This is a genomic window from Halomonas sp. KHS3 (assembly GCF_000830495.1).
GTDB classification, from domain to species: Bacteria; Pseudomonadota; Gammaproteobacteria; order Pseudomonadales; family Halomonadaceae; genus Vreelandella; species Vreelandella titanicae.
The window spans coordinates 415,246-428,755 of sequence record NZ_JWHY01000001.1; the positions used below are offsets into that span (position 1 = coordinate 415,246).

A 13,510-nucleotide genomic window follows, 5' to 3' on the forward strand; every position below is an offset into this window, starting at 1 on the left:
CGTGATATTGAATAGCCTGCTATTTAATATGATTCAAGATGCCATCCAATTCTTCGAGGCTGGTATAACGTATCGTTAACTTACCTTTGCCTTTTTGACCATGATCAATGGAGACAGGCGCACCGAGCAGTTCGCCAAGATGTGTTTCAAGCTTGGCCACATCGGGCTGCTTGCTTTGACGGTTAGGCGTTTTGGTTGGTGTTTGGCTGGTTTGGACTTTTTTCACCAGCGCTTCGGTGGCCCGCACCGTCATATCGTTATTGACCACCTCATGAGCCACCTGCCGCTGCTGGGTGCTGTTCAGCGTCAGCAAAGCTCTTGCGTGGCCCATATCCAGGTCACCCCGTTCGAGTAGGGTTTGCACTTCCGGATCTAGCGCCAGCAGGCGCAACAGGTTGGCTACCTGGGTGCGCGATTTACCCACTGCGTCGGCAATCTGCTGCTGGGTAAGCTCAAACTCTTCGCCCAGGCGCTTGAGCGCCATGGCTTCTTCGATGGCGTTGAGGTTTTCACGCTGAATGTTTTCGATCAGCGCCAGCGCCAGGGCAACTTCATCGCTGACTTCCCGGATCACCGCCGGGATAACGTCCAGCTCAGCAAGTTGGGCTGCCCGCCAGCGACGCTCACCGGCAATAATTTCGTAGCGATCCACGCCAATTGGACGCACGACGATGGGCTGCATCACGCCCTGGGCGCGAATGGAGTCTGCCAGCTCTTCTAGCGCTTCGGGCTGAATATCCCGGCGCGGCTGATATTTACCTCGCGTTAATTGCCCTAACGGCAGACGTTCAAGGCGATCTTCGCTAACGTCATCGGCCGCGGCACTACGCGCGGCGTCAGAAAGCTCCAACGGGGTGCCGCTACCGGCAAGTTCTAAGCTGTCACGGCGACGGGCACCGGCACCAATCAGGGCATCCAGGCCACGTCCCAGCGCGGGTTTACGCGTCATTCGCTTTTCCTCATTTTATAACGCTAGGCGACGAATCATCTCTTTCGCCAACACACGATAGGCCTGGCTACCACGGGAGAACCGGGCATATTGCGTAACGGGTAGCCCGTGGCTTGGCGCTTCGGCAACTTTGACGTTGCGAGGAATGGTCGTTTTCAACAGCATGTCGCCAAAATAGTCACGCAACTGCTTATCCACTTCCCGCGTTAAGCTGGTGCGCTTGTCATACATAGTGCGCAAAATGCCCGCAATGGCAAGATCAGGATTCACATTTTGCTTAATCTGCTCAACGGTATCGAGCAGGGCCGACAGCCCCTCCAGGGCGTAAAATTCGCACTGAAGAGGGATCAGCACGCTATCGGAAGCCGTTAATGCATTCACGGTTAGCATGTTCAAAGAGGGCGGGCAGTCGATCAACACTACGTCATAGGCATCCGAGACCGAAGCTAGTGCGTTGGTTAAGCAGCTCTCGCTTTTATCGCGATCTAGCAGCTCGACTTCGGCGGCGGTGAGATCACCGTTACCCGGCAGTACGTCGTACTTGACCGCCAGCTTTTTGACAATCGTATCAGCGGCCGTTGCTTCGCCCAGTAGAACGTCAAGCACGCTTTTATCGAGCTCATATTTATCGATGCCGCTGCCCATGCTGGCATGGCCTTGGGGGTCAAGATCCACCAGCAGTACGCGACGGTCGAGCGCAGCGAGACTGGCCGCCAGGTTAACGGCCGAGGTGGTCTTGCCCACGCCGCCTTTTTGGTTGGTCAGGGCAATGATCTGGCTCACTTACTCAACTCCTTCTGGGGGTCAGAATCAACATTCAGCTTTCACATTTAGCTTTCAACATCCAAGATCAGCAGCTGCCGCTGGGCCGCTTCAAAGGGTACTTCCAATAGGTGACGCTGATATAAACGTATACCGGCGGGCAGGTCGCGCAGTTCATCATCCGCCCCCGGGCCTTTCATGGCTAACCACTGGCCATCGGCGCTGGGTAGCTGGCGGGTCAAGGTGACAAAATCGACCAAGCTGGCAAATGCTCGGGAAATCACCTGATCAAAAGCGGCGGCTTCAAACTGTTCCACCCGCGCCTGTACGGGAGTGACGTTTTCAAGCCCTAACTCCATTACCGCCTGACGCTGAAAGCGCACCTTTTTGCCATTACTATCCAGCAGTGTTACATCAAGCTGGGGGGCTAATATCGCTAATACGATACCAGGAAGCCCAGGACCCGCACCTACATCCAGTAGCCGCGGCCCCTGCACATAGGGCAACACAGCGGCGCTATCCAACACATGACGCGACACCATGTCGTCCACATCGCGCACCGCTGTGAGGTTATAAGCCCGATTCCACTTGTGCAACAGTGCCAATAAGCCTAGCAGCTGTTGGCGTTGATGTTCGTCAACGGCGATGCCTAATTGGGTAAGGCCTTGATCGAGCCGTGGTGCAACGCTTGTAGGTAGCGTCTTCAACAGTGGGTTCAACGAACTCATCCGTTAACTACCTCAGCTGCGGCTACCAACCGGCGCTTTTTCAGATGCACCAGCAAAATAGAGACGGCCGCCGGTGTAACGCCTGAAATCCGCGCCGCATGAGCAAGCGTTTCCGGCCGCGCTTCAGCCAGCTTTTGGCGAATTTCGTTAGACAAACCTTCGACTTTTAAATAATCCAGCTCCGCAGGCAGTGGCGTGGCTTCGTGGCGCTTGAGTTTATCGATCTCATGCTGCTGACGATCGATATAGCCTTGATACTTAGCCTGAATCTGCACCTGCTCGGCGACTGCTGGGTCAGTGACCAGGGTGCCCTCAATGCCGGGCAGATTGGCCAAATCGCTGTAATTCAATTCAGGGCGTTTAAGCAGATCACTCAAGCAATACTCGCGAGTGAGCGGTGCCCCGGTTTTTTCGGCCACTTGCTCAGCCGCTGGGCTTCCCGGTTGTATCCACAGGGTGCTTAGCCGCGCGCTCTCTTGTTCGATAGCCTCGCGTTTTTGGCTAAACGCTGCCCAGCGCGTGTCGTCGACAAGACCCAATTCCCGGCCCGCTTCGGTTAAGCGCAAATCCGCGTTGTCTTCCCGCAACAGCAGGCGGTACTCCGCACGGGAAGTAAACATCCGGTAGGGCTCTTTGGTACCCATAGTGATCAGATCATCAACCAGTACACCGAGATAGGCTTCATCGCGGCGGGGATACCAGGCGTCCAGCTCCTGAGCGCGGCGGGCGGCATTCAGGCCTGCGAGCAAACCTTGAGCACCGGCTTCTTCGTAGCCGGTAGTGCCGTTGATTTGACCGGCAAAAAACAGGTTGTGGATAAATTTAGTTTCCAGCGAGTGTTTTAAGTCTCGTGGGTCAAAAAAGTCGTACTCAATGGCGTAGCCAGGCCGGGTGATATGGGCGTTTTCCAAGCCTTTGATGGAACGCACCACCTGAATCTGCACGTCAAAGGGCAGCGAAGTCGAGATACCGTTGGGGTAGAGCTCATGGGTATCCAAGCCTTCGGGTTCGATAAACACCTGGTGGCTGGATTTATCGGCAAAGCGATGAACCTTGTCTTCTATCGATGGGCAGTAACGTGGCCCAATCCCTTCGATGACGCCGGAATACATCGGCGAGCGATCAAGATTGGCCAGAATCAGATCGTGGGTGTGCTGATTGGTGTGAGCAATGTGGCAACTCACCTGCTGAGGGTGCATCTCCCGCGATCCCAGGTAGGACATAACCGGCGTTGGGCTATCACCGGGCTGCTCTTCCAACTGGGAAAAATCCACGCTTTTGGCATCGATGCGCGGCGGCGTACCGGTTTTTAGGCGGTCAACCCGAAACGGCAGGGCGCGCAGACGTTCAGCCAGCGCGTTGGAAGGCGGGTCGCCCGCTCGGCCGCCTTTGCTTTGATCCAAACCAATATGAATCACGCCACCCAAAAATGTCCCGGTACACAGCACGACGCTGTCGGCATGAAAGCGAATGCCGGTTTCCGTGACGACGCCTCGTACGGTGTCGTTATCCACAATCAGATCACCAGCGGCTTGCTGGAAAATCGTTAAGTTGGGCTGGTTTTCCAGCATTCCGCGGATCGCTGACTTGTAACGGATGCGGTCAGCCTGGGCACGGGTGGCCCGAACGGCGGGCCCTTTGCTGGCATTGAGCACACGAAACTGGATACCACCCAAGTCCGTGGCAAGCCCCATGGCGCCGCCCAGTGCATCAATTTCCTTGACCAAGTGACTTTTGCCGATGCCGCCAATCGCGGGATTACACGACATTTGGCCCAGAGTTTCGATGTTATGGGTGAGCAGCAGGGTCTGACAGCCCATGCGAGCAGAGGCCAGTGCGGCTTCAGTTCCCGCATGGCCACCGCCGATGACAATCACGTCAAAGCGGTCGGGGTAATTCAAGAGACACCTCGTCTTGTGCCTGTCGGCACGGATGATGTGGCCAATGCAGTCGATTCTAGACGCAGCCACCTTAGATCAATGAGTCGGCAAGTATAAACCCCCTGTGGGTAACCGTCAGGTTTTTCCACACCCCAAATCGCTAAACCGCCTCTATTAATAACAACATAAATATAAAATAAGAGAAGTTCTGTAAATGTTGTAACTACTAGTGTGGACAATTTCTGTGTATAAGCGATTAATTATTAATTATTTCATAAACTTATATTGTTGACTTCTACATGTTTGAAGGCGGGAGTGCCTGGGTAGAAAGGGTGCTAAGCCTGTGGATGAAATAGCGCCTTATCCACAGATGCAATTGGCCACGGCTTATCCACCGGCCAGTACCTGGGTTGTTACCGCAGCTGTGAACAAGCAACGTTGGGTGTGGAGCTAACGCTGAGAGACGCCCATGGTAGTCCTTGCGGAGATAAAAACGATTAATGTAAAAAAAGTTTATCCACAGGCAAAAAAATGGCCTGTCGTGTCGACAGGCCGGTAAAAAAGCGTCATTTCGCATTAGCGAACGCGTTATTTAGGTGCCAAGCGCAGGTCTACGCGAGGGCATTGAGTGTTCACATCTAGTGTTTAAGCACCCGCGCAAGGAAGGATTGAGTACGTTCATGTTGCGGTGAATCGAACAGTTTTTCCGGGTGTCCCTGCTCGGTAATCTCGCCTTTATGGATAAAAATCACCCGGTCGGCAACCTCACGGGCAAAGCCCATTTCATGGGTAACAATCACCATGGTCATGCCCTCTTTGGCCAGTTCACGCATGGCATCGAGCACTTCACCGATCATTTCCGGGTCAAGCGCCGATGTGGGCTCGTCAAATAGCATCAGCCGGGGTTCCATGGCCAAGGCACGAGCGAGCGCCACACGCTGCTGCTGGCCGCCTGAGAGCTGGCTGGGGTACTTATCGGCCTGGTCGGCGATACCCACCCGGTCAAGCAAACGTTTGGCATTGCTGACCGCGTCGTCACGGCTTAAACCGCGCACTTTCATCGGCGCCAGTGTGACATTATCGATGACGCTGAGATGGGGAAACAGGTTGAATTGCTGAAAAACCATGCCCACTTCGGTGCGGATGGTTTGCAGTGCTTGGGTGCTCTTTCCATAGGGCAGCAGTTCATTGTCATCGACCACCAGACTGCCTGATTGGAACTCTTCCAGGCCGTTAATACAGCGAATCAGCGTCGATTTACCTGAGCCACTGGCGCCGATGATCACGACAACTTCACCGGGCACAATCGTAAGGTCAATATCGTTGAGTACGTGCAGGCTGCCAAAGTGCTTGTTGAGCTGCTGCATACGCACAATTGGTTGCGTTGTGTTGTTCAATGTCTCGCTCATTGCGCGTGTCCTTATTGTCCGGCCAGGCCTCTGCGCTCAAGTTGGCGCAGGATGATGGAGAGCGTCCAGGTGATCGCGAGATACATCAGGGCGACCATAAAGTAGACCTCAAGGGCCGTGAAGGTGGTGGCGATATAGATCTGCCCTTGGCGCACCAGCTCACTGACGCCAATCACTGAAAACAGGGAGGTATCTTTGATACTGATGATGCCCTGGTTACCAAGAGGCGGGATCATGCGCCGAAACGCCTGGGGCCAGATAACGTAGCGAAACGCCTGAGTGCGGGAAAGGCCCAGAGAGAGCGAAGCTTCCCCTTGACCGCGCTCAATTGACTGCACACCGCCACGCACGATTTCAGAGATGTAAGCGCCGGAATTAACGGCGATCGCGGCAATACCGGCGACCAGGGCGTTAATTGGCCCACCCAGCAGTTGTGGTAAGCCGTAAAAAATAAACAGTACTTGAACCAGAATCGGCGTGCCGCGGAACACTTCGACATAAATGATGGCCGGCCAGCGTAGCCAGCGCAGGGGGCTAATGCGTAACAGGCCAAAGAATATGCCGATAAAAAAACCAATGGCCAAGCCGCCAAATGAGATAAGTAGCGTCCAGGGAATACCCGGCAGCAGGTAAGGGATAGACCCAAACGCCGCCGACCAATCAAACTGAAAATTGACGTCCACGCGTAGACTCCTGAAACAAAAAAGCAGTTGGCAAAAAACACATGATCAACGCAGCAGGGCCGGGGGTTTTGGCCACCCGGCCCTGTAATGGCGTTACGCTATTATAGAGGTTTTACACTCACTCTTCGCTGGGGGCTTCACCAAACCATTTGGTGTAGATCTCATCGTAAGTGCCGTCTTCTTTCATCGCGGCGAGCGCTTCGTTGGTGGGTTCCACCCACTCGCTGCCTTTGTGGAAGACGATGCCGTACTGCTGACCTTCATATAGCGGGCCAACAACCTTGGTACGGCCTTCGCCACGGGTTTGCGAGAAGTAGGCAACGTTAGGGGCGTCATAGAGCACCGCGTCAACGTTGCGGCCTAGCAGCGCCATGTACATGTCGGCAGTACCCGGGAAGGGGGTGATGTCAGCATCTTCGCCAAGCTCTTGCTGCAGGTAGTCGTAGCTGGTGGAACCAATTTTGGTACCAACGGCGAGATCCTGAAGGTCTTCTAGTGTTTCGACGCTGTCATTGTCGGCACGCACAATAATGCGAAGACCGGAATCGTAGTAGGGGTCGGAGAAGTCGACAACTTCGGCACGCTCTTCCGTAATGGTGGTACCGGCAATGGCGATTTCCTGGCTGCCGGTTTGCACGGCGGGAATGATGCCGGAGAACTCCATGGTCGTGAGGTTGACTTCAAAACCTGCGCGTTCGGCGACTTCGTTGATGATATCCATATCGAAGCCGACCATTTCGCCGGTCTCTTGATCCATCATTTCAAACGGCACAAAGCTTGGGTCAGTGGCCACGTTCACCGATGGCGTTTGGGCCATGGCGGCAGTGGCGCTGCCCAATCCCAGTGCAAGCGCCAGCGTTGTTTTGGTTAGGCTGAGTGGTAGTGCTATTTTCATAAGTTTCCCCGTGCTTTATATGGCTGATGGCGGGTTACAAAGCGGTTTTTTACCGTTTGATGCTCTTTATAAACCGTTATTTAAGCCGTTGTTGACCTATTAACCTTGGCGAGAAACCGTCAGGGCGTCAAGTCACGGGGAGCGCTGCGGGCCAACGCTGTTTAGACCATAAAGGAGGCGCCGCAGCCGCAGGTGGTGGTGGCATTAGGATTTTGAACGCGAAAACGTGCGCCCGCCAGGCCCTCTTCGTAGTCGACGGTGGAGCCTACCAAGTATTGGTAGGAGAGGGGGTCAACCACTAGGGCTGCGTTACCGAACTCTATTACGGTGTCATCGTCGGCGACGTTTTCGGCAAAGTCGAAACCGTACTGAAAACCTGAACAGCCGCCACCAGTTACATAGACCCGCAGTTTAAGGGATGGGTTATTTTCTTCTGCAATCAGCGCATTAATACGTTTTCGTGCGCTATCAGAGAGCAGTAGTGGAGTAGGAACAAAGGCTTCTGCACCGCTCATGGGTACCTCCCGCGAGCTTTAAGAACGAATAAATCGGCATTGGGGGGTGATTATGGGTAATTCCCAGCAAATTGGTCAACTATTCCTGGAAATTACTAAAACATTAAGGCATCAAGGCCGGGGCTGAGAGACCGGTGTTCTCGTCAAAACCGAACATCAGGTTGAGGTTTTGAATCGCCTGACCCGAAGCACCTTTGACCAGGTTATCGATCACCGATAGCACGACGACGGTGTTGCCATTGCCCGGGCGGTGGACTGCCAAGCGGCAGGTGTTGATGCCTTTGACACTGCGCGTTTCAGGGTGGCTCCCCGCGGGCATCACATCGACAAAGGGTTCGTCGGCATAGCGCTGCTCAAACAGTGCCTGCAGGTCGCCCGGCTCAGCGGTTAGCTGGCCGTAGAGTGTGGAGTGAATGCCGCGAATCATCGGCGTTAGGTGGGGCACAAAGGTTAAACCCACCGCGGATTGCTGGATATCCCTAAGTCCTTGGCTAATTTCCGGCAGGTGGCGGTGGCCCGAGGCGCCGTAGGCTTTCATCGACTCGCTGGCTTCGGCAAGCAGTGAACCCACTTTAGCACCGCGGCCTGCGCCGGTAACGCCGGATTTACAGTCAGCAATGAGTTGGCTTGGGTCGATCAAACCCGCTTCCAGAAGCGGCAGGTAGCCCAACTGAACGCTGGTGGGGTAGCAACCGGGAACCGCAATTAAACGTGCGTTTTTGATTTTCTCTCGGTGCATTTCCGGCAGCCCGTATACTGCCTCTTGCAACAATTCCGGGGCACCGTGGGCCTGGCCGTACCAGCGGCTCCACTCGTCAGCATCGCGCAGCCGGAAATCGGCCGATAGATCAATCACCCGAGTGCCGTTTTCGAGTAGCTCACCGGCTAGGGCATGGGCAACGCCATGGGGTGTGGCAAAAAATACCGCATCCATGTCGCCCAGCTGTTTGGCGTCCGGCTCGCTAAACGCCAAGGTGTCGTAATGGCCGCGCAGGTTGGGGTACATATCGCACACCTTGACGCCGGTTTCCGAGCGCGAGGTAATCATGGCTACGTTGACTTGGGGGTGCTGGGCGAGTAGCCGCAGTAGTTCAACGCCGGTGTAACCTGTACCGCCAACAATGCCGACCTTAATCACAAATCACTCCTTACGGATGCTGCTGAGTAGAAAACCAAATTCGCTATTAGCTTAAGCATAGGACACCAAGCTGTTTAAGCGTATCCAGCTATGATACACAAGAGTGTAAAGATACAAGAGTAAGGAAGGTCGCTGTGGCGCGTTTTTCCCGATCGGATTTTACCTTAGAGAGTTTTCGTCGCCAGTTGGCCAATGTCGACGCCCTTCCGCAACTCTGTTTGCTGGGCCTTGTCTCGGGGGTTATTACCGGCGCTGTGATGGTGGCGTTTCGGCTGCTATTGGAAGCTGGCGCCGCGCTCTACATGACCGATGGCGACCCAGAAGCGTTTGAAAGCATGGTGCCCTGGCTGCGTGTGCTGCTACCTATGTTGGCGGTTACCCTTGTGGGTGTGCTGCTGTACCGGCAAAAACCGGCAGCGCGCAAGCTGGGCGTTGGACATGTAATTGAGCGGCTTACCTATCATCAGGGCCGTTTTCCGTTACGCAATTGGTTAAATCAGTGGTGGGTAGGTGTTGTGGTGGTATTGGGCGGGCTCTCTGCTGGGCGCGAGGGCCCGGCGATTCATTTGGGCGCGGCGGCGGCCAGTGGACTAGGCCAACAGATGCGTTTGCCCAATAATAGTCTCAGGGTACTGGTGGCGTGCGGTACCGCAGCAGCTATTTCCGCTTCTTTTAACACGCCTATCGCGGGTGTCATCTTTGCCATGGAAGTGGTGATGATGGAGTACACCTTGGTGAGCTTTATGCCCGTGATTTTGGCCTCTACCATGGGTGCGCTGGTAGCACAGTTGGCTTATGGCAATGAACCCGCTTTTCGTATCCCCGAGATAGCACTAGGTTCACTGATCAACTTGCCGTGGATTGTGGTTACCGGGCTGGTGATTGGTCTGTTAGCGGGGCTGTTTATTCATATTTCACGCAACCAGCGGATTATGCTGTGGCCGCTCTGGATGCGCCTTGGCTTGGTGGGTGTGGCAACTGGCGCGGTGGCTTGGTGGTTCCCTCAGGTTCAGGGCATCGGTTATGACAGCGTGGCGGCGGCGCTCAATAACCAGCTGGAAATTAAAGTGCTGCTGGCGCTGATGATCGTCAAACTACTGCTTACAGCGCTAACTGTCGCTGGCGGCGTACCCATTGGTATTATCGGCCCGGTGTTGGTCATAGGTGCTGCCACAGGTGCACTGTTTGGTTTACTGGGAGGCTGGCTTTGGTCTGATAAAGCCGCGGATCCTGGTATTTACGCGATGCTAGGCATGGCCGCAATGATGGGGGCGGTGTTACAAGCGCCTCTTGCTGCCCTAATGGCGCTTTTGGAGTTAACCCATACGCCGAGTATCATGCTTCCCGGCATGCTGGCGGTGGTGGTGGCGTGCTTAACCTCGCGTCAATTGACCGGCTGTGAAGGTTTCTTTATTAGCACGGTGCGCTACGGGCTTCACCCGCTTCAGCAGCCTTTGATGCAGGCACTCTCACGGGTTTCGGTGCCTGCGGTGATGGAGCGTCAACTGGTGCGCACCGAGCGAATGATCACCCCTGATCAAGCGCGGCTTTTATTAGAGAAGAACCCAGTGTGGTTAGTGATTGAGCGGTCAACAGAGGAAAAACCTGTGCTGGCGCTAAAAGCCGCTGAATTGGCACGCTGGCTACTTGAGCACGATGAGGCGCTGCAGGGGGATGAGCCGCCTGAGGATGAGCTGATTGATCTACTGGAAATCCCCGGCCAGCGTTTAGAGCTGGCGCCGATTGGTTTACAGGCGACGCTTTCCGAAGCGTTTCTAAAACTGCAGGATAACGCTCTGGGGGCGCTCTACGTCGTTCATGGCTATCGCCCAAAGCAGCGGCGTATTTCAGGTATTATCACCCGTGGCGCCATCGAACGTTATTATCACTACACTGACCCCCGTGGTGCCGACCTTCGTGACAATGAAGTACGAGAGAATGATACCCGTAAGAAGGACTCATCACTTTAAGGAGCGACAATGTACCTATGGGTAAAGGCCATTCACTTAATGGCCGTAGTGACGTGGTTCGCTGCGCTGTTCTATTTACCCCGCCTGTATGTGTATCACGCCACTGCGCGGGATAACGGCGACGAACAGGCCATCAGCTATTTCAAAACCATGGAGCGTAAGCTCTACCGTGGCATCATGACCCCATCGATGATTGCGGTACTCATTTTTGGTGGCTGGATGCTCTATCTGGTGCCCGAATGGTTTAGCCAGGGCTGGATGCATGCCAAGCTGGCGCTAGTGGTTCTGCTTATCGCCTATCATCACGTTTGTTTGATCTATTTGAAGCAGTTTGCCCAGGATCGTTGTACCAAAGGCCATGTGTTTTTTCGCTGGTTTAATGAGGCGCCGGTGATTGCGCTCGTGGCGATTATTCTGCTTGCCGTTGTGAAGCCCTTTTGATGCGCCAACCGCTTCCCCCCGTGGTGTTGGTACTCGCCGGACATGATCCGACTGGTGGCGCTGGGTTGATCGCTGACAGTGAAGCCATTGCGGCCTGTGGTGGTTGGGCGGTAACGATCCCCACTGCGCTGACGGTACAGAATTGTCATAATGTGACCCGCGTGATCCCTGCTGAGCCGACCGCGATGCGCCAAATGGCCGAGGCAATTAGTGAGATGCAGGTCGCGGCGATTAAGATTGGCCTACTCGCTGACGAAGACACCCTGCGCGCAGCGGAGCAAATGATTCGTCGTTTTCCAGGCATTCCCGTGGTGGCCGATCCGGTCTTTAAGGCCGGTGGCGGAACTGAGTTATCCACACCTGCTTTGCGACAATTGTTTATTGATCGCTTGTTACCGCTTGTGGATATCTTAACCCCGAATCGCGCTGAGTTGGCTCAGCTTACGCCCGACATCATCACTCCTTTCGATGATACGGCCCGTGCGGTGGCACTGATGTCACAGGGGTGCCAAGCCATTCTGGTCACTGCCACGGATGAGCCGCTGCCCGGCAACGACCAACAGGTGGTGCACACCCTGCACTCGCCTGATACTACTCGCCAGTGGCAGTGGCCACGTTTGCCTGAATTGTTCCATGGTTCTGGCTGCACGCTGGCATCGTCTCTAGCTGCTCGTCTCGCTGTTGGTGAGCGCTTACCAACAGCTTGTGAGCAGGCTCAGCACTTTACTTGGCAAAGTTTGTCTCAAGGCTTTCAACCGCCCAGCGGCCAGTGTTTGCCACATCGTTTTTCACGGGCTGCCCGTTTTTGATCCTATCTTCTGTACGCCATTGACCGAGAGGATGCCATGACTACATCAGCTGAACTGTTCGATCTTGCCAGTCGCCATATACCGGGCGGAGTAAACTCACCCGTCCGGGCGTTTAAAGGGTTGCACCGCCCGCCGGTCTTTATGGAGCGTGCTCAAGGTGCCTTTCTGTTTGACGTCGAAGGCAATCGCTACGTGGATTATGTCGGCTCCTGGGGGCCCATGATCACTGGGCATGCCGACCAAGACGTATTGGCAGCCGTACGGGCGCGATTAGACAACGGCCTGTCCTTTGGTACCCCTACCGCAGTCGAAACCACCATGGCGGATTTGATCTGCGAGATGATCCCCTCCATGGATATGGTGCGTATGACCAGCTCGGGCACCGAAGCCACCATGTCGGCGATTCGCCTGGCGCGAGGTACCACCGGCCGCGATAAGATCGTTAAGTTCGAGGGTAACTACCACGGCCACTCTGATTCACTGCTGGTTAAGGCGGGCTCTGGCGCGCTTACCCACGGCGAACCCAGCTCACCGGGCGTGCCCACGTCGCTGGCTGAACACACTATTACCCTGTCGTTTAACGACCCTGAAGGGGTTGAAGCGTGTTTTAGCGAAATTGGCGATCAGATTGCCTGCATCATTGTTGAACCCGTTGCCGGCAATATGAATTGTATTCCGCCTCAACCGGGCTTTTTGGAAACGCTGCGCCGAGTATGTAACGAGTATGGCAGCGTGCTGATTTTTGACGAAGTGATGACTGGTTTTCGAGTGGCATTGGGCGGTGCCCAAGCCCACTACGGTATAGTGCCTGATCTAACCTGCTTGGGAAAAATTGTCGGTGGCGGCATGCCGGTGGGCGCCTTTGGTGGCAAGCGCGAGATAATGCAAAACATCTCCCCCCTGGGGCCGGTTTACCAAGCGGGCACATTGTCGGGTAACCCGTTGGCGATGGCTGCAGGTGTGGCACTGCTAACCAAACTACAGGTACCGGGCTTCCACGATGCGCTTACCCAGCGGGTTAACACCCTTTGTGCGGGCCTTCAGGAGCGTGCCAATGCCGCACGGGTGCCGATGATGACGCAGTCGGCGGGCGGTATGTTTGGACTTTTCTTCACCTCTCAAAGCCGTGTGGATAACTTTGCCCAAGCCACCGCCTGTAACCCGGATGCCTTCCGCCGCTTCTTTGGCGCGATGCTCGATCATGGCGTTTACTTGGCGCCTTCTGCTTACGAAGCAGGCTTTATGTCCAGTGCTCATACCCCGGAAGACATTCAGTTCACGCTGGATGCAGCAGAAAAAGCCTTTGCGGTAATGTAACGGCACGTAACCTA

The 13,510-nt window shown here is 55.0% G+C and carries 13 protein-coding genes; 4 read left to right on the forward strand and 9 right to left on the reverse strand.

What is annotated here, in order from left to right; genetic code table 11:
• Positions 1-19: 19 nt before the first annotated feature.
• The 9 genes from RO22_RS01975 to argC form a co-directional block, all read right to left on the reverse strand.
• On the reverse strand, positions 20-949 hold the full coding sequence (locus tag RO22_RS01975) for a ParB/RepB/Spo0J family partition protein (protein WP_009286342.1): 930 nt from the start codon (positions 947-949) through the stop codon (positions 20-22).
• 15 nt (positions 950-964) lie between these two features.
• On the reverse strand, positions 965-1,732 hold the full coding sequence (locus RO22_RS01980) for a ParA family protein (protein WP_009286343.1): 768 nt from the start codon (positions 1,730-1,732) through the stop codon (positions 965-967).
• A gap of 47 nt (positions 1,733-1,779) precedes the next feature.
• Positions 1,780-2,439: a 16S rRNA (guanine(527)-N(7))-methyltransferase RsmG gene (rsmG, locus tag RO22_RS01985; protein ID WP_009286344.1), complete on the reverse strand. Its 660-nt coding sequence runs from the start codon at positions 2,437-2,439 to the stop codon at positions 1,780-1,782.
• Positions 2,436-4,340 carry a tRNA uridine-5-carboxymethylaminomethyl(34) synthesis enzyme MnmG gene (gene mnmG / locus RO22_RS01990; RefSeq protein ID WP_039857846.1) on the reverse strand — a complete coding sequence of 635 codons (1,905 nt, stop codon included), beginning with the start codon at positions 4,338-4,340 and terminating at the stop codon, positions 2,436-2,438. The genes rsmG and mnmG overlap by 4 nt, the downstream gene beginning before the upstream one ends.
• 617 nt (positions 4,341-4,957) lie before the next feature.
• Entirely contained in the window at positions 4,958-5,728 is a 771-nt protein-coding gene (locus tag RO22_RS01995; RefSeq protein WP_022521047.1) for an amino acid ABC transporter ATP-binding protein, read from the reverse strand.
• Positions 5,729-5,739: 11 nt separating this feature from the next.
• Complete coding sequence (locus RO22_RS02000) at positions 5,740-6,411, reverse strand: amino acid ABC transporter permease (RefSeq protein WP_009286346.1); 672 nt, start codon at positions 6,409-6,411, stop codon at positions 5,740-5,742.
• A gap of 118 nt (positions 6,412-6,529) precedes the next feature.
• Positions 6,530-7,306: a transporter substrate-binding domain-containing protein gene (locus tag RO22_RS02005; RefSeq protein ID WP_009286347.1), complete on the reverse strand. Its 777-nt coding sequence runs from the start codon at positions 7,304-7,306 to the stop codon at positions 6,530-6,532.
• Between the two features lie 161 nt (positions 7,307-7,467).
• Positions 7,468-7,821 carry an iron-sulfur cluster insertion protein ErpA gene (gene erpA, locus RO22_RS02010; RefSeq protein WP_007112206.1) on the reverse strand — a complete coding sequence of 118 codons (354 nt, stop codon included), beginning with the start codon at positions 7,819-7,821 and terminating at the stop codon, positions 7,468-7,470.
• A 103-nt stretch (positions 7,822-7,924) separates the two neighbouring features.
• Positions 7,925-8,959, reverse strand: coding sequence for an N-acetyl-gamma-glutamyl-phosphate reductase (gene argC / locus RO22_RS02015; RefSeq protein WP_041157452.1), 1,035 nt, complete (start codon positions 8,957-8,959; stop codon positions 7,925-7,927).
• 134 nt (positions 8,960-9,093) lie between these two features.
• Between argC and RO22_RS02020 the strand changes: the two genes are divergently transcribed.
• Genes RO22_RS02020 through hemL form a run of 4 tightly spaced genes read left to right on the forward strand, consistent with a single transcriptional unit; the run spans position 9,094 to position 13,496 of the window.
• On the forward strand, positions 9,094-10,929 hold the full coding sequence (locus RO22_RS02020; RefSeq protein WP_041157453.1) for a chloride channel protein: 1,836 nt from the start codon (positions 9,094-9,096) through the stop codon (positions 10,927-10,929).
• A gap of 9 nt (positions 10,930-10,938) precedes the next feature.
• Positions 10,939-11,370, forward strand: coding sequence for a protoporphyrinogen oxidase HemJ (hemJ, locus tag RO22_RS02025; protein ID WP_022521043.1), 432 nt, complete (start codon positions 10,939-10,941; stop codon positions 11,368-11,370).
• Positions 11,370-12,179, forward strand: a complete 810-nt coding sequence (locus RO22_RS02030) for a hydroxymethylpyrimidine/phosphomethylpyrimidine kinase (RefSeq protein WP_041157454.1) — start codon at positions 11,370-11,372, stop codon at positions 12,177-12,179. The genes hemJ and RO22_RS02030 overlap by 1 nt, the downstream gene beginning before the upstream one ends.
• Positions 12,180-12,215: 36 nt before the next feature.
• Positions 12,216-13,496 carry a glutamate-1-semialdehyde 2,1-aminomutase gene (gene hemL / locus RO22_RS02035; protein ID WP_009286351.1) on the forward strand — a complete coding sequence of 427 codons (1,281 nt, stop codon included), beginning with the start codon at positions 12,216-12,218 and terminating at the stop codon, positions 13,494-13,496.
• Positions 13,497-13,510 lie beyond the last annotated feature (14 nt).

Excerpts from the sequence above, each read along its gene's own strand:
- RO22_RS01975 (WP_009286342.1), bottom strand. The coding sequence starts at position 949 with ATGACGCGTAAACCCGCGCTGGGACGTGGCCTGGATGCCCTGATTGGT.
- rsmG (WP_009286344.1), bottom strand. The coding sequence starts at position 2,439 with ATGAGTTCGTTGAACCCACTGTTGAAGACGCTACCTACAAGCGTTGCA.
- RO22_RS01995 (WP_022521047.1), bottom strand. The coding sequence starts at position 5,728 with ATGAGCGAGACATTGAACAACACAACGCAACCAATTGTGCGTATGCAG.
- RO22_RS02005 (WP_009286347.1), bottom strand. The coding sequence starts at position 7,306 with ATGAAAATAGCACTACCACTCAGCCTAACCAAAACAACGCTGGCGCTT.
- erpA (WP_007112206.1), bottom strand. The coding sequence starts at position 7,821 with ATGAGCGGTGCAGAAGCCTTTGTTCCTACTCCACTACTGCTCTCTGAT.
- hemJ (WP_022521043.1), top strand. The coding sequence starts at position 10,939 with ATGTACCTATGGGTAAAGGCCATTCACTTAATGGCCGTAGTGACGTGG.
- RO22_RS02030 (WP_041157454.1), top strand. The coding sequence starts at position 11,370 with ATGCGCCAACCGCTTCCCCCCGTGGTGTTGGTACTCGCCGGACATGAT.
- hemL (WP_009286351.1), top strand. The coding sequence starts at position 12,216 with ATGACTACATCAGCTGAACTGTTCGATCTTGCCAGTCGCCATATACCG.